The following is a 15,359-nucleotide window of genomic DNA, read 5'->3' as shown; positions in this document are numbered from 1 at the left end:
ATTTGTCGAAGCCGAGCCTAGGAGCCTGCCGTGGATAAACGCAGTTGGATTGATCTGTCCCAGGATGTCGATACCGGGATTGAATCGATTCGCGCGCATTTTCAGGGGCACGCCTACGACCCGCACTGGCATGACAGTTTTCTTGTCGGCGTCACCGAGCAAGGCGTGCAGCAGTTCAATTGCCGCCGCGTGCGTCATCGCAGTACGCCGGGTAACGTGTTCTTGCTGGAGCCGGGGGAGATTCACGATGGGCAGGCGCCGACCGAGGAAGGCTTTACCTATTCGATGCTCTACCTCGATCCGCATTGGCTTGAGCGTGAAATGCATGCGCTGTTCGAGGACGCACCGGCCGACAGTCAGCCTGGCTTTGCCGACACGCTGAGCCAGGATTCGCGCCTTTGCGCCGCCATCGTTCAAGCCTTCCATGCCCTGCATGACGGTGACTTGCGCATCGTTCGCCAGACCGCCATCGACGGTCTGCTGGGCTCGCTGACGCGTCATCTGGACTGGCGCAAACGGCAGGAGGTCGATCCGCGTCTGCCACGGGTGGCGCAAGTCGCGCGCGATTATCTGCACGCTTACGTCTACGAGGACATCGGTCTCGATGACCTGGCCCGAGTCTGTGCTATCGACCGTTTTCGTCTGACCCGCGCCTTCAAGGCTGCCTTCGGGCTGGCGCCGCACGCCTACCTGATCCAGTTGCGTCTGGCCAAGGCGCGGCAGTTGCTTGCGCGGGGAGACACGCCGGTGCAGGTCGCCAGCGTGCTCGGCTTTGCCGATCAAAGTCATCTCGGTCGCTGGTTCCGCCGCGCCTATCAACTGACCCCAGCCGACTACCGCAAGCGCTGCTCAAATCTTCCAGACTGACGCGCGTCGACTGGTGATCATGGCTCCCTGTTTTTGACTTGCAGGGAATCAGCATCATGGCTTCGTTACTGCCCTTTCTGTTGTTTGCTTTCGTTGCCTCGATCACGCCGGGGCCGACCAATATTCTGGTGTTGAGCCACAGCTCGCGTCAGGGGTTGTTCGCCACGCTGCCGATCATTCTGTCTGCCTGCGCGGCGGCGGCGCTGATTGTGTTGGTGGTAGGGCTCGGTGCCGGCGAAACGTTGTTGCGCTTTCCGCGTGTGCAGCAAGCCATGGCCTGGGGCGGGGTGCTCTGGTTGAGCTGGCTGGCGTGGCAGATCTTTCGCAGTGCGCCGCCTTCGCTGGATTCAACGGATGCGCCAGATCAAGGCATCAGCGCGATGGGCGCGGCATTGTTGCAACTGGTCAATCCCAAGGTGTGGATGATGGCGGTGGCGGTGGTCAGCGTGTTTGTCGGCGGCGGTGACAAAACGCTGTGGCTGCTGGTGTTGTCGCTGGCCTTTCTGTTGGTGTCGTTGCCATGCATGACGTTCTGGGCATTGCTCGGTGTCGGCAGCGCACGGTTGTTCGGCACACCGCAGGCGTTCAAGCGGATGAATGCGGCGCTGGCGCTGTTACTGCTGCTGTCGGCATGGCTCACCGTCCTCGCCTGAAATCCCCTCTGTAGGAGCTACCGAAGGCTGCGATCTTTTGATCTTGACCGTAAAAAACAAGATCAAAAGATCGCAGCCTGCGGCAGCTCCTACAGGGGGGTGCGGTGTTTGAGGGGTATGGGCATCAGTGGCCTGTTGCCTGGCGGTACTGGCGCGGGGTGAAGCCGGTCGAGGCCTTGAACTGACGGGTGAAAGCGCTGTGATCGGTGTAGCCGCATTGCAAGGCTACGTCAGTGATCGGCAGGTCGCTGTGCAGCAAGCGATGAGCGTGTTCCAGGCGCACTTTCTGGATCATCTGCCGGGGCGTCAGGTGGAACACGCGTTTGCAGTAACGCTCCAGTTGCGCCACGGAAATGCCGGCAATCCGCGTCAGTTCACCCAAGGTCACACGGCGATTGAAATGGCCACGGATATGCTCGTCGACGGCGGCCAGCCGCTCGAACGCCGGATGGGTTTCGCTGGCCGATTGCAGATCGACCGAAATCCCCGCCAGACCGATGATCTCACCGTCGCGGTTATATAACGGTTGTTTGTGCGTCAGGCACCAACCCGGTTCGCGACTGCCGTAGAGATGCAGTTCGAGCTGATCCTCCAGTACCCACCCCTCCTCCAGCACTTTGCGATCCTGCTCGGTATACCCAGGCCCCAGTTGCGCCGGGAACACCTGTGCACTGGTTTTTCCGAGCAACGGGCGCAAATCCTTCAGGCCGCAACGCTGCACTAGCGTGCGGTTGGCAAGCACGTAACGCGCTTGCACGTCCTTGATGAAAATCACCGCGTTGGGAATCACGTCGAGCATCGGCAACAGCTGCGCGGCGCCGGCCAGTAACGCTTCAAGGGTGTGCGGGCGATTGCCGTCAACGCCTTGGGACAGCATCGATAACGCGCTCTGCATCAAGGGTTGCTCCCCTGTCGAAGGTTAAGCCGGGCGGCATTTGCATGCAGATTGCAGGATCGTCCCGACCGTGTCGAGGGCCGCGGTTGATCGGTGCAATTGTGCTGATTTCGTCATCGAACCGGCGATAAAACATCAATCGCCGCCCGCCTGTTCGGTTCAAAGTCTGGCCCCAGTGACACCCCACTGCCTATCCAATAACTCACAAGAAGGCGATGCCATGTCAGGCCAAGGCAAGTTCAAAAAACAGCTTTCACTGATCGACCTCACATTTATCGGGCTGGGAGCGATCTTCGGTTCCGGCTGGTTGTTCGCGGCCAGTCACGTGTCCGCGATTGCCGGGCCGGCAGGGATCTTTTCCTGGCTGCTGGGCGGTTTTGCCGTGTTGTTGCTGGGCATCGTCTACTGCGAACTGGGCGCCGCGCTACCGCGTGCCGGCGGCGTCGTGCGTTACCCGGTTTACTCCCACGGGCCGCTGCTCGGCTACCTGATGGGCTTCATCACCCTGATCGCGTTTTCCAGTCTGGTGGCGATCGAAGTGGTTGCTTCGCGCCAATACGCGGCGGCATGGTTTCCCGAGCTGACCCAGGCGGGCAGCGGCAACCCGACGATTCTCGGCTGGATGGTGCAGTTCGGTCTGTTGTGCGTGTTTTTCCTGCTCAACTACCGCAGCGTGAAGACCTTCGCCAAGGCCAACAATCTGGTCAGCGTGTTCAAGTTCATCGTGCCGCTGCTGGTGATCGGCGTGCTGTTCACCTTCTTCAAACCCGCCAACTTCCACGTGCAAGGTTTCGCCCCGTTCGGCTTGTCCGGTGTCGAAATGGCAGTGTCGGCGGGTGGCGTGATTTTCGCTTATCTGGGGCTGACACCGATCATCTCGGTGGCCAGTGAAGTGAAGAATCCGCAGCGCACCATTCCTATCGCGCTGATCCTCTCGGTGCTGCTGTCGACGCTGATTTATGTGCTGCTGCAAATGGCCTTTCTCGGCAGCATCCCGACCGAAATGCTCGCCAATGGCTGGGCCGGGATCAGCAAGGAATTCTCCCTGCCGTACCGCGACATCGCACTGGCGCTGGGCGTGGGTTGGCTGGCGTATCTGGTGGTCGCCGATGCGGTGATCTCGCCGAGCGGCTGCGGCAACATCTACATGAACGCCACGCCGCGCGTGATCTACGGTTGGGCGCAGACTGGCACCTTCTTCAAAGTCTTCACCCACATCGACGAGAAGTCCGGCATCCCACGTCCGGCGCTGTGGCTGACCTTTGCCCTGTCGGTGTTCTGGACCCTGCCGTTTCCGTCGTGGGAAGCGCTGATCAACGTAGTGTCCGCCGCGCTGGTGTTGAGCTACGCCGTGGCGCCCGTGACGGTGGCAGCGTTGCGCCGCAATGCGCCAAACATGCCGCGTCCGTTCCGGGTCAAGTGCATGGGCGTGCTCGGGCCGGTGTCGTTCATCATCGCCGCGCTGATCGTTTACTGGTCGGGCTGGAACACCGTGTCGTGGCTGCTTGGTCTGCAAATTCTGATGTTCGTTGTGTACCTGCTGTGCGGCCGTTTCGTGCCGACCGCTCACCTCAATCTGGCCAGCCAGGTGCGCTCCTCGGCGTGGTTGATCGCCTTCTACGCAGTAACCATCGTCCTGTCGAAACTCGGCACCTTTGGTGGCCTCGGCATCCTCGCTCATCCGTTCGACACCATTGTCGTCGCCGTTTGCGCCACCGGTATTTATTACTGGGGCGCCGCAACGGGCGTACCGGCGCACCTGCTGCGTCTGGAAGAAGACGATGAAGAAAGCGAAGTCGCCGCCCCTGCCTCGACCGTGACCGCGCGCCCTGCCGGCGCCTACTGAAATCATCCAACGGGATCTATTCATGAAAGAAGTACACGTCATTGATTCCCACACCGGCGGTGAACCCACGCGTCTGGTGATGAGCGGTTTCCCCGATCTGGCCGGCACCACGATGGTGGAAAAGCGCGATGCCCTGCGCAATCAGCATGACGTCTGGCGCCGCGCCTGCCTGCTGGAACCGCGCGGCAACGATGTGCTGGTCGGCGCGTTGTATTGCGAACCGGTGTCGCCGGACGCCACGTGCGGGGTGATCTTCTTCAACAACGCCGGTTACCTCGGTATGTGCGGCCACGGCACCATCGGCCTGATCAATTCATTGCAATACCTGGGAAAAATCCAACCCGGCGTGCACAAGATCGACACGCCGGTCGGCCCGGTCAGCGCCACGTTGCATGACGACGGCGCGGTCACGCTGGGCAACGTCCCCGCTTACCGCCATCGCAAACAGGTGCCGGTGGATGTGCCGGGATTCGGCCGCGTCTTCGGCGACATCGCCTACGGCGGCAACTGGTTTTTCCTCGTTTCCGAGCACGGCCAGACGCTGACGATGGACAACGTCGAACACCTCACGACTTACACCTGGGCAATGCTCAAGGCCCTCGAAGACCAAGGCATTCATGGCGAAGACGGCGCGGTGATCGACCACATCGAACTGTTCGCCGATGACGCCAACGCCGACAGCCGCAACTTCGTCATGTGCCCCGGCAAAGCCTACGACCGCTCCCCGTGCGGCACCGGCACCAGCGCCAAACTCGCTTGCCTCGCTGCCGACGACAAGCTGCAACCCGGTGTGACCTGGGTGCAGGCGAGCATCACCGGCAGCCAATTCGAAGGCCGCTTCGAATGGGAGGGCGAACGCATTCGCCCGTTCATCACTGGCCGCGCCTACATGACCGCCGACAGCACCTTGCTGATCGACGAAGCAGACCCGTTCGCGTGGGGCATCTGAGCCACCACGCAGACTTTTCAACTCAATTTGAATGATGTGCCAAGGAGTTAAAACAATGAGCGACAACATCTTCACCGGTTGCATGCCGGCCCTGATGACCCCGTGCACCGCCCAGCGCAAACCGGACTTCGACGCGCTGGTGGCCAAGGGTCGCGAGCTGATCGATATCGGCATGAGCGCCGTGGTGTATTGCGGCTCGATGGGCGACTGGCCGCTGCTCACCGAGGCCGAGCGGCAGGAAGGCGTGGCGCGTCTAGTGGCGGCGGGTATTCCTACGATTGTCGGCACCGGCGCGGTGAATTCCCGTGAAGCAGTCGCCCACGCGGCGCATGCGGCAAAAGTCGGCGCGCAAGGTTTGATGGTGATTCCGCGCGTACTGTCCCGTGGCGCTTCGGCCACTGCGCAAAAGGCCCACTTCGCAGCCATTCTGCAAGCGGCGCCGAACCTGCCGGCGGTGATCTACAACAGCCCTTACTACGGTTTCGCCACCCGCGCCGACCTGTTCTTTGAACTGCGCCGCGAGTACCCGAACCTGATCGGCTTCAAGGAATTTGGCGGTGGCGCCGACCTGCGTTACGCCGCCGAAAACATCACCTCCAAAGATGAAGACGTGACCCTGATGGTCGGCGTCGACACGCAAGTGGTACACGGTTTCGTCAACTGCAACGCCACCGGCGCAATCACCGGCATCGGCAACGCCCTGCCCCGCGAAGTGCTGCAATTGGTGGCGCTGAGCAAGAAGGCCGCTCAAGGAGATGCCAAGGCGCGGCGTCAGGCGCGGGAGCTGGAATCGGCGCTGGCAGTGCTGTCGTCGTTCGATGAAGGCTGCGACCTGGTGCTGTATTACAAGCACTTGATGGTGCTCAACGGCGACAAGGAATACACCCTGCACTTCAACGAAACCGATGCGTTGAGCGACTCGCAGCGACGTTATGCCGAGAAGCAGTACTCGCTGTTCCGTCACTGGTACGAGAACTGGTCGGCAGAACAGAACTTCGCCTGATCTTTTCTTTCGCTTGCCGTGCAGTTTTTGACTCACGGCAGGCATCACTACTTTCATCAGGAAAACACCATGACTCTGACGGGGCACATGCTGATCGGCCAGCACACGGTTGCGGGCAACCGCGAAGCCATTCGAGGCATCAACCCGGCCACGGATACCGCGCTGGAACCGGCCTATGCCGGCGGTTCGGCCGAACACGTCGAGCACGCTTGCGCATTGGCCTGGGCGGCGTTCGACGCTTATCGCGAGACACCCCTGAATGTCCGCGCTGAATTTCTGGAAAGCATCGCCGTGGAAATAGAAGCCATCGGCGATGAATTGATCGACCGCGCCATGGCGGAAACCGGACTGCCGCGCCCTCGCCTGTTGGGTGAACGCGGGCGCACTTGCCAACAATTGAGAATGTTCGCACGCACCGTGCGCGCGGGCGAATGGCTGGATGTGCGCGTCGACAACGCGCAGCCGGATCGCCAACCGATGCCACGTTCGGATCTGCGTCAACGGCAGATTGCGCTGGGGCCGGTGGCGGTTTTCGGCGCGAGTAATTTTCCGTTAGCGTTTTCGGTCGCGGGCGGTGACACCGCGTCGGCGCTGGCGGCCGGTTGCCCGGTGATCGTCAAGGCGCACAGTGCGCATCCCGGCACCAGCGAACTGGTTGGCCGCGCGGTGGCACAAGCAGTTAAAACCTGTGGTTTGCCGGAAGGTGTGTTTTCGCTGCTGTACGGTTCCGGGCGCGAAGTCGGTATCGCGCTGGTCAGCGATCCACGCATCAAAGCCGTCGGTTTTACTGGCTCGCGCAGCGGTGGTCTGGCGCTGATGCAAGCGGCGCAGTCGCGGCCCGAGCCGATTCCGGTGTACGCGGAAATGAGTTCGATCAACCCGGTGTTGCTGTTTCCGGCGGCTTTGCAAAACCGCACGCAAGCGTTGGCCGAAAGTTTTGTCGCTTCGCTGACGTTGGGTGCCGGGCAGTTTTGTACCAATCCGGGATTGGTCGTAGCGCTGAAAAGTGCGGCGCTGGACAGTTTTATCGCCGCCACAGCGCAACGGATTGAACGCAGCCCGGCGCAGACGATGCTCACGCCAGGCATCTTCAGGGCCTATGCATCGGCGGTGAATGCACTGGACGAAAACCCTCGGGCGACGGGTGCGGCTATCGGCCAGGCTGGCAGCGCCCCGAATCAAGGTCAGGCGCATGTGTTTGTCAGCGACGCGGTAGATTTCCTCGCAGATCACAACCTGCAGGGCGAAGCGTTCGGCGCTGCGTCGCTGATCGTGCAATGCGCCGGCGTGGAAGAAATGCGTCAGGTCACCGAGCACCTGGAAGGTCAACTGACCGCCACGCTGCATCTGGATGATGAAGACTTGGAGCAAGTCCGCGCGCTGCTGCCGACTCTGGAGCGCAAGGCCGGGCGTTTACTGGTGAATGGTTGGCCGACCGGCGTCGAAGTCTGTGATGCCATGGTGCACGGCGGGCCCTTCCCGGCGACTTCCGACTCGCGAACGACATCCGTGGGCACGGCAGCGATCCTGCGTTTTCTGCGCCCGGTCTGTTATCAGGATTTCCCCGACAGCTTGTTGCCGACCGCACTGAAACAGGCCAATCCATTGCACTTGAGTCGCCTGCTCGATGGGCACAGGGAAGCCCGGAACCATGGCGAATAACGTCTCCCACGACATCGCGGTGGTCGGCGCCGGCATCATCGGCGTCGCCTGCGCATTGCGCCTCGCGCGCCAGGGTCTGCGCGTGGTGGTCATCGATCAACAGCGACCGGGCCACGGCGCCTCCTTCGGCAACGCCGGGCACTTGGCGACTGAACAGGTGTTTCCGATTGCCGATGCGTCGATCCTCAAACGCCTGCCGGCCATGCTGCTCGACCCGATGGGGCCGCTGCGACTGGACTGGAAATACCTGCCCCGCGCCTTGCCGTGGTTCACGCGGTTGCTGCTGAATCTGCGGGCGGAGCCGTTTCAGAACACCGTGGCCGGATTGCGCGCGCTCAATGAAAGCAGTCTGGACGCCTGGCAGCGCTTGCTCGCGGACATCGCGCGGCCTGACCTGCTCAAGATCGACGGCTCGTTGCTGGTGTTCGAACGCCCTGAATCGCGTCAGACCCTCGATGCCTTGCAAGCTCGATTGCGTCAGCAGGAAGTACCCGTCGATTACTGGCCGGCCAAAGCCATTCAGGACACTGCGCCGCAACTCAGCGAGCAGATTCAGGGCGGTTTGTTCTTTCCGCGCACCGGCCATTTCATCGACCCGTACCGGGTGGTGTGTGAGTTGGTTGACGCAGCAAAAGCGAGCGGCGTGAGTTTTCTGCAGCAACAGGTGCAGGGAGGCCATGTTCAGGACAACGGCGTTTCGTTGATCACCGGCAATGGTGGTCTGACCGCGAGCCGCGTATTGATTGCCTGCGGCGCGCACTCGGCAAAACTCACCGCCGCGCTCACCGGCGAGAAAGTCCCGCTGGACACCGAGCGCGGTTATCACCTGATGCTGCCGCAGGAACACGACCGCCTGCCCTTCCCCGTCACCTCACTGGAACGCAAGTTCATCATGACGCCGATGACTGAGGGATTGCGGCTGGCGGGTACGGTTGAATTTGCCGGGCTGGAGAAACCACCGAGCATGGAGCGCGCGTGGCAGTTGCATCGGTTAAGCCAGGGATTGTTTCGCAAGGATCTGAGCGCTGAAAGTGCAACGCCGTGGATGGGTTTTCGGCCGTCGTTGCCGGATTCGCTGCCGGTGATAGATCGCGTGTGTGGGGGCAAGGTGTTGCTAGCGTTTGGTCATCAGCATCTGGGGCTGACGCAGGCGGCGGTGACGGCGGAGATGGTTGTCGGGATGGCGGGGGCGCGGGATGTCTGCACGTGGCCAGATGGCAAACTCTATCGACTGGATCGTTTCTGAAGGGACGTCATGCTCCACAAGCCTGCTTTTCACTACGGGCTTGTGGCAGCGTCCTGGCAGATCTGCGGCGGTTCGAGGCTCAGCCGTTACGAGGGTATCAACCAGTGTCGCTCAGTGGTCCATCCCAGAAAAACCCTCGCACCTTCATCTTCTTGGCGACTCAAGGTCAACCGATGCCCGGCCGCGGCGACACGCAGCCCAACCATGGCAGGCAGAAATCTTTCCCGGAACTCACTGGATTGCACCGCAAAATGCGACTCTACGCTGTCGAGCGCAGAACGCATCATCTCGCCATCCAGCATCGACAGGTAAAACATCATTTGCCGCCAGGCATATGCGGTGTTTTTCAACATCACCAGTTGGGCATGGTAACACTTGATTGGCATCTGCTGGCGTCTGCAAATCCAGTCGAAGCACGCCAGGGCCAACGCATTCAAACGGTGATGCAGCAGCGTTTTGAGATCCAATTCGCCAAACAAAAGCGCGAGATTGTGCGTTGTCAGAATCTGTTGCTGTTCGAGGATCTTGCCGTTAACCGCTGACTGCCACCCGCCCAAGGTGACGTTTGCACGTTGCGCGCACAGCGTCGCCAATGCATCACGGGGTTTACTTTTGCGTCGTGATCGGCGCTGATCGGGAAGGCCCGCCAGCCTATCCGTATCAATGTCGTAATAGCGGGCGTAGAGCGTTCCGGCCATCAATCTGGCCGAATGCCTGGCCGCTCTCGCAAACTTATTGGAGAACGCGCCCATGAAAATGTCAGCGGCCACCTCTTCGACGAAGGGAAGATCCAGCTTCGCCGATTCAGCCAGTGAAACAAACTCCTGCAACAGTTTGTTAGGAAGAATCGCCTGCGGAAACGCAGAGAGGGTCAATGCAGAGGCTTCGATTAACGCCTGTCTGGCGCCTGCAGTTGAGATAACGTCGGCCTCACGCTCACTCTCTAAAGCTGCGACCCAAGGTAGCTCTACAATTTTGACCTGACTTTGCAGGTTGAACAGTAACAACGATCGACGACGGCGGAAGGCACAATAAGTCGTACCAACCAACAATTGCAGCGTCCCGTCTCGATATGCAGCGCTACAAATTTCAGCTGTCATTGCTGGAAGAACCTGCGCCACGGTGTCTGCGGATGAAATCAAGCCATGGTCAATCAGTTCGGCGATAGTGCCCTTGCGGCAACGCTCAAGGCGTCGACGAACTGCAGGCGGAATAATCGTCCCGACGGTCAGCGCGTAACGCTTCGCCTCCTCGTCGGTGATGGATTTCAGCAACGGCGAAAAGTCACTTACACCGTCCGCACCTGAATAGTTTTCCAGACGCGCCGAGACAGCTTGGGCGATCAAATGATGCGCGGGGGCTGCCACGTGATTGCGCTGCTCTGCTCGCTTAATGGAGTGTGCGTCGGATTCGGGATGGCCATGTTTGGCGACAAAGTCATCGACAATTCGCCGGATGCGACCGACGTGTCGGCCAGTCAGTGATGCTTGATCACGTGAACACTGTGCGAGTAACGCAAACAATTCCGCTGCCCGGGTCTTGAAAGGACCAAGTTTGTAAGTTTCAGCGCCACACGTTTCAACGACTTGCGTGCCGAGTGCGGTCGCGCGCTCGAACCATTCATCAGGGTAGTGCCTGCAAGGCCAGCCATCCTGATACGTCAAAAGAAACAGCGAGACCGCAGCGTCGTAAAGAGGCAGCCGATTTTCAACAACATGCTTTTGAACGGCCAGACGCGGTTGAGCCAATTGCAGGGTCAGCCGCTGTCTGACAGTTGCGGTATCAAAAACATGCACCTCGGCCGTCGAAATCGGCGGCTCGTCAATGGCAGTCGGGAAGAAACGCAGACGATCAAAGAAAGGCGCGATCTGCTCAATCAGCGTTCGTGCTTCGTCAATACGCTGATGGAGCAGAAGCCATGCCACCGTCAGCAGTGCAGCCTCCTCCGGGACATCAATCTGATAGTTGCCTTTCCCCAAACGCTCTTGTAGCGCTGTAACGCCCGCATCGGAAAGATGCCAGACATTAAGATCAAATCGTTCATGACCTGTGCGAATACCGGGGATTGACGCTGCCAACTCATGCTCGTGGGTCGTCAGATCCCCACCGGCCAGGAGTTGGCCAGTGGCGAAACCGCCCGTAGCCACTTCCAGCGTGGCCCATTCCGGTAAATCGGCAAATGGCAAGCGAGCCCCATATTGGGCGTTGCCGTTCATCAGCTGTTCGACAACCCGTTGCCAGCGCTCGACCCGATTGAGTGTCTGCGGAGCAGCATCGTTTTGCGAAGCGATCAACGCGTTAGACAGTTGATAAACCGCATAACCGGCGTTCACTCCACGGCTTTCGCCGTACTCACTGACGCGCCTTGACATACTTCCTTGTGACCCTACGATGTAATGGGTCCGGGGGCTGGATTCGAACCAGCGCCCACCCGGTTAAGAGCCGAGTGTTCTACCGCTGAACTACCCCGGAGCAGAGCGTGCATTGTCGATTAGCCTCGAAGGAATGTGAAGCTCGGTGTTGCTGGTTATGTTGCGACACAATTCCGCTGACAATTGAAAGGTCTATGGCTGGGATGGTCCTTGATCAGTCATAAAACGCCTCGACCGAGACCCGGCTCCCAACAAAAAAACTATCCGCCACCAACCGCAACGGCTGCAAATCCAAATCACTGCCCTTCTCGGCAATCAACTGCTGAAGATGCCGATACACCGCCGCGTACTCACCCTCTTCCGACACTGTCTGACGCACACCATCAATACTCAACAGCGCCCCGCCATTATCCAGTCGTAACACGCCTTCCTTGCAGCGAACCTCGATACTCCAAAGCTCATCATGCCCGTGATCAAAATCAAACTCCGCCCGCACACCAAGGTGCTGCGCGTCGGACATTTTGATCGAGGCGGCGATCGGTGATTGGCAGTTGTTCGGCACGCGCAGTTCGGCGGATTCGACAAACAGTGGCAGCGCCAGCAGGTGGGTGACGATCGACAGCGCGTTGATGCCCGGATCGAATACGCCGAGGCCGCCGGGTTGCCAGATCCAGGTCTGGCCGGGGTGCCATTTGCGCACGTCTTCTTTCCAGTCGATCTGCACGCTTTGCAAAGTGCGCGTGGCGAGCCAGTCTCGGGCGATGGCAATGCCCGGCGCGTAGCGTGAATGCCAGGCGAAGAGCGCGCTGACGCCCTGCTCCGAGGCTTGATCAACCAATGCCATGGCCTCTCCCAGCGTCGCGCATGGCGGCTTTTCCACCAGCACATGTTTGCCGGCGGCCAGTGCTTGCTGCACTAAAGCAAAGCGGCCCTGCGGCGGCGTGCAGAACGCGATCGCATCGACCGGCGGGCCGTTTTCGAGCAACTCGCTCAAGGACTGAAAATTCTCTACGCCGGCGCAGGGCTTGCCTTGCGTGGCAACGGACACCAGCTGAAAACCGGGGTTGGCGTGGATCGCCGGGACGTGTTGATCCTGGGCGATTTTGCCGTAACCCACCAGACCGAGACGGATCGCTTGCATCAATGACTCCTGCTTTGATTTTGTTTTAGTCAGAACCGGCAGATTACCTGCAAACAGCGCAAACGTCTGTCGGCGCAACGTCACAAGGGCTCGCAGGATCAGGCAAGGATCGCACAGGAATGCACTACTGCACGGCGGGGCAAAACCCCAAGAATGTCCCCACGACAAATCGACTGAGGATGTTCCCATGCTTGTACATGCCTACGGCGCCCATGCTGGCGACAAACCCCTTGAGCCCATGCAGATCGAGCGGCGCGCCCCGGCAGCCCATGACGTGCAGATCGATATCGCCTTCTGCGGCATCTGCCATTCCGACCTGCATCAGGTGCGCGCCGAGTGGGCCGGCACGCAATTTCCTTGCGTGCCGGGGCACGAGATCGTCGGTCGCGTCTCGGCGGTGGGTGCGCATGTTGCGGATTACAAAGTCGGCGATCTGGTCGGCGTCGGCTGCATCGTCGACAGTTGCAAACACTGCGATGACTGCGAAAGCGGTCTGGAAAACTACTGCGACGGCATGATCGGCACTTACAACTTCCCGACCGCGGATGCACCGGGCTGGACGCTGGGCGGCTACGCGCAAAACATCGTCGTACACGAACGCTACGTGCTGCGCATCCGCCACCCGCAAGCACAATTGGCGGCGGTCGCACCGCTGCTGTGCGCGGGCATCACCACCTATTCGCCGTTGCGCCACTGGAACGCCGGGCCGGGCAAGAAAGTCGGTGTGGTCGGCATCGGCGGCCTGGGCCACATGGGCATCAAACTGGCGCATGCCCTGGGCGCGCATGTCGTTGCCTTTACCACCTCCGAATCCAAGCGTGAGGCGGCAAAAGCGTTGGGCGCCGATGAGGTGGTGGTGTCGCGCAATGCCGAGGAAATGGCCGCGCACGCGAAGAGCTTCGACTTGATCCTCAACACCGTCGCAGCCCCACACGATCTCGATGCGTTCCTCGTACTGCTCAAGCGCGATGGCGCGCTGACGCTGGTGGGCGCTCCGGCCACTTCGCACCCATCGCCGAACGTGTTCAACCTGATCATGAAACGCCGCACGATTGCCGGCTCGATGATCGGTGGCATTGCCGAGACTCAGGAGATGCTCGACTTCTGTGCCGAACACGGCATCGTCTCCGACATCGAACTGATCCGCGCCGAGCAGATCAACGATGCCTACGAGCGCATGCTCAAAGGTGACGTGAAATATCGCTTCGTGATCGATAACGCCACGCTCGCCGGCTAATGCCGTGAGGCCATCGGCAGCGCAGTGCTGCCGATGGGCCTGGTCGATTTTGTCGCCGGGATTTGACACGCCCGGCGATGCTCGACAAAGTCGCAGCCCTTTTTCCGCGAAAAATGCCGCCGGTATGGGGCGAACAGGGGTTGCCGTTGAACCAACAGACATTGTCCATGCGCCTGGAGCGCGTCGCCGCGCATGTGCCGGCCGGCGCACGACTGGCCGATATCGGCTCCGATCACGGCTATCTGCCGGTGGCGCTGATGCGGCGCGGCGTGATTGCAGCGGCGGTGGCTGGCGAAGTCGCGTTGACGCCGTTCCGTTCGGCCGAACGCACCGTTCGCGACAACGACTTGCACGATCGCATCACGGTTCGCCTGGCCAATGGTCTGGCGGCGATCAAACCTGACGATGGCATTACCGTGATCACCGTCTGCGGCATGGGCGGCGAGACCATTCGCGACATCCTCGCCAGCGGCAAAACTCACTTGAGCGGCAGCGAACGCCTGATCCTGCAACCCAATGGCGGCGAGCAACCGCTGCGCCAATGGTTGATGGACAACGGCTACCGCATCCGCTGCGAGGAAATCCTGCGGGAGAACCGCTTCGACTACGAAATCATCGTCGCCGAACGTGACGAACCGGTGAGCTATACCGACCAGGAGTTGTACTTCGGTCCGCTGCAGATGCAGGCGCGCAGCCCTGAGTTTTTAAGTAAGTGGCAACGCAAACTGCGCCACAAGCAAAACACCTTGAGCCAACTTGCCCGGGCACAAAAAGACCTCCCGGAAGGCACGGTGCAAGACGTCGCTCGCCAAGCGCAGTGGATCAGCGAGCTGCTCGCTGGCTAAGCGGTGACTGTGGTTGACCATACAATCGCCAACGCATGCGAAAAAGCCTGCTTTTCAGGGCAGGCTTTTCGCGTAGCTGTGTCGGCTTATTTTTGCTGCGCCGTCAGCGCCGAGTAGCTGTTCATCAGGTTGCGATAGTTAGGGATGCGCTGCGACAGCAGGTTGCCCAAGCCTTCGATGTCGTTGCGCCAGTCGCGGTGCAGCTCACAGGCCACCGAGAACCAGTTCATCATCTGCGCACCGGCCTGGGTCATGCGGCTCCATGCGGCCTGCTGCACGGTGGTGTTGAAGGTGCCGGAAGCATCGGTGACCACGAACACATCAAAGCCTTCCGCCAGCGCCGACAGCGTAGGGAACGCGACACAGACATCGGTTACCACACCGGCAATGATGATCTGCTTGCGGCCAGTCGCCTTGATCGCCTTGACGAAGTCTTCGTTGTCCCAAGCGTTGATCTGACCTGGGCGGGCAATGTACGGCGCATCCGGGAACATCTCTTTGAGTTCCGGCACCAGTGGGCCATTCGGGCCTTGTTCGAAACTGGTGGTGAGGATGGTCGGCAAGTTGAAGAACTTGGCCAGGTCAGCCAGGGCCAGCACGTTGTTCTTGAACTCGTTCGGCGAGAAGTCCTGCACCAGCGAAA

At 60.4% G+C, this 15,359-nt stretch carries 13 protein-coding genes and 1 tRNA gene; 9 read left to right on the top strand and 5 right to left on the bottom strand.

The features are described from left to right. The first annotated feature begins 30 nt into the window (after positions 1 to 30). Both EJA70_RS06850 and EJA70_RS06845 read left to right on the top strand, forming a co-directional pair. The gene (locus EJA70_RS06850) at positions 31 to 867 is read left to right on the top strand and encodes an AraC family transcriptional regulator (protein ID WP_158830244.1); all 837 of its coding nucleotides are present in this window, start codon (positions 31 to 33) and stop codon (positions 865 to 867) included. A 56-nt stretch (positions 868 to 923) separates the two neighbouring features. Then, entirely contained in the window at positions 924 to 1,520 is a 597-nt protein-coding gene (locus tag EJA70_RS06845) for a LysE family translocator (protein ID WP_158830243.1), read from the top strand. Between the two features lie 124 nt (positions 1,521 to 1,644). On the opposite strand, the gene EJA70_RS06840 is transcribed toward EJA70_RS06845, so the two are convergent. After that, positions 1,645 to 2,415, bottom strand: coding sequence for an AraC family transcriptional regulator (locus EJA70_RS06840; protein ID WP_158830242.1), 771 nt, complete (start codon positions 2,413 to 2,415; stop codon positions 1,645 to 1,647). 220 nt (positions 2,416 to 2,635) lie between these two features. On the opposite strand from EJA70_RS06840, the gene EJA70_RS06835 reads away from it, so the two are divergent. The 5 genes from EJA70_RS06835 (at position 2,636) to EJA70_RS06815 (ending at position 9,121) form a co-directional block, all read left to right on the top strand. Further along, the gene (locus EJA70_RS06835; RefSeq protein ID WP_158830241.1) at positions 2,636 to 4,261 is read left to right on the top strand and encodes an APC family permease; all 1,626 of its coding nucleotides are present in this window, start codon (positions 2,636 to 2,638) and stop codon (positions 4,259 to 4,261) included. A gap of 22 nt (positions 4,262 to 4,283) precedes the next feature. Continuing rightward, positions 4,284 to 5,210 (top strand): 4-hydroxyproline epimerase, encoded by a 927-nt coding sequence (locus EJA70_RS06830; protein ID WP_158830240.1) that lies wholly within the window; start codon positions 4,284 to 4,286, stop codon positions 5,208 to 5,210. Between the two features lie 55 nt (positions 5,211 to 5,265). Beyond that, on the top strand, positions 5,266 to 6,213 hold the full coding sequence (locus EJA70_RS06825) for a dihydrodipicolinate synthase family protein (protein ID WP_158830239.1): 948 nt from the start codon (positions 5,266 to 5,268) through the stop codon (positions 6,211 to 6,213). A gap of 69 nt (positions 6,214 to 6,282) precedes the next feature. Next, entirely contained in the window at positions 6,283 to 7,875 is a 1,593-nt protein-coding gene (locus EJA70_RS06820) for an aldehyde dehydrogenase (NADP(+)) (protein ID WP_158830238.1), read from the top strand. Next, positions 7,865 to 9,121: an FAD-binding oxidoreductase gene (locus tag EJA70_RS06815; RefSeq protein WP_158830237.1), complete on the top strand. Its 1,257-nt coding sequence runs from the start codon at positions 7,865 to 7,867 to the stop codon at positions 9,119 to 9,121. The genes EJA70_RS06820 and EJA70_RS06815 overlap by 11 nt, the downstream gene beginning before the upstream one ends. 86 nt (positions 9,122 to 9,207) lie before the next feature. On the opposite strand, the gene EJA70_RS06810 is transcribed toward EJA70_RS06815, so the two are convergent. The 3 genes from EJA70_RS06810 to EJA70_RS06800 all read right to left on the bottom strand — a co-directional run bounded on the left by EJA70_RS06810 (position 9,208) and on the right by EJA70_RS06800 (position 12,634). Continuing rightward, positions 9,208 to 11,454: a hypothetical protein gene (locus EJA70_RS06810; protein ID WP_218574205.1), complete on the bottom strand. Its 2,247-nt coding sequence runs from the start codon at positions 11,452 to 11,454 to the stop codon at positions 9,208 to 9,210. A gap of 64 nt (positions 11,455 to 11,518) precedes the next feature. Then, a tRNA-Lys gene (locus EJA70_RS06805) sits at positions 11,519 to 11,593 on the bottom strand. Positions 11,594 to 11,707: 114 nt separating this feature from the next. After that, on the bottom strand, positions 11,708 to 12,634 hold the full coding sequence (locus EJA70_RS06800) for a Gfo/Idh/MocA family protein (protein ID WP_158830235.1): 927 nt from the start codon (positions 12,632 to 12,634) through the stop codon (positions 11,708 to 11,710). A gap of 187 nt (positions 12,635 to 12,821) precedes the next feature. Here EJA70_RS06800 and EJA70_RS06795 point away from each other — a divergent pair, with 187 nt between their 5' ends. Together EJA70_RS06795 and EJA70_RS06790 are read left to right on the top strand one after the other, a co-directional pair. Beyond that, on the top strand, positions 12,822 to 13,871 hold the full coding sequence (locus EJA70_RS06795) for an NAD(P)-dependent alcohol dehydrogenase (RefSeq protein WP_158830234.1): 1,050 nt from the start codon (positions 12,822 to 12,824) through the stop codon (positions 13,869 to 13,871). 146 nt (positions 13,872 to 14,017) lie between these two features. After that, on the top strand, positions 14,018 to 14,716 hold the full coding sequence (locus tag EJA70_RS06790; protein WP_306109896.1) for a tRNA (adenine(22)-N(1))-methyltransferase TrmK: 699 nt from the start codon (positions 14,018 to 14,020) through the stop codon (positions 14,714 to 14,716). A gap of 86 nt (positions 14,717 to 14,802) precedes the next feature. On the opposite strand, the gene ycaC is transcribed toward EJA70_RS06790, so the two are convergent. Further along, on the bottom strand, positions 14,803 to 15,359 hold a 557-nt coding region (ycaC, locus tag EJA70_RS06785), incomplete at its 5' end, for an isochorismate family cysteine hydrolase YcaC (RefSeq protein WP_256677633.1).

The sequence above is a fragment of the Pseudomonas sp. PB103 genome, assembly GCF_009764635.1.
In the GTDB taxonomy this organism is placed as follows: Bacteria; Pseudomonadota; Gammaproteobacteria; order Pseudomonadales; family Pseudomonadaceae; genus Aquipseudomonas.
The sequence above is the reverse complement of the archived record's forward strand: the minus strand, read 5'-3'. Positions and strand labels throughout refer to the sequence as shown.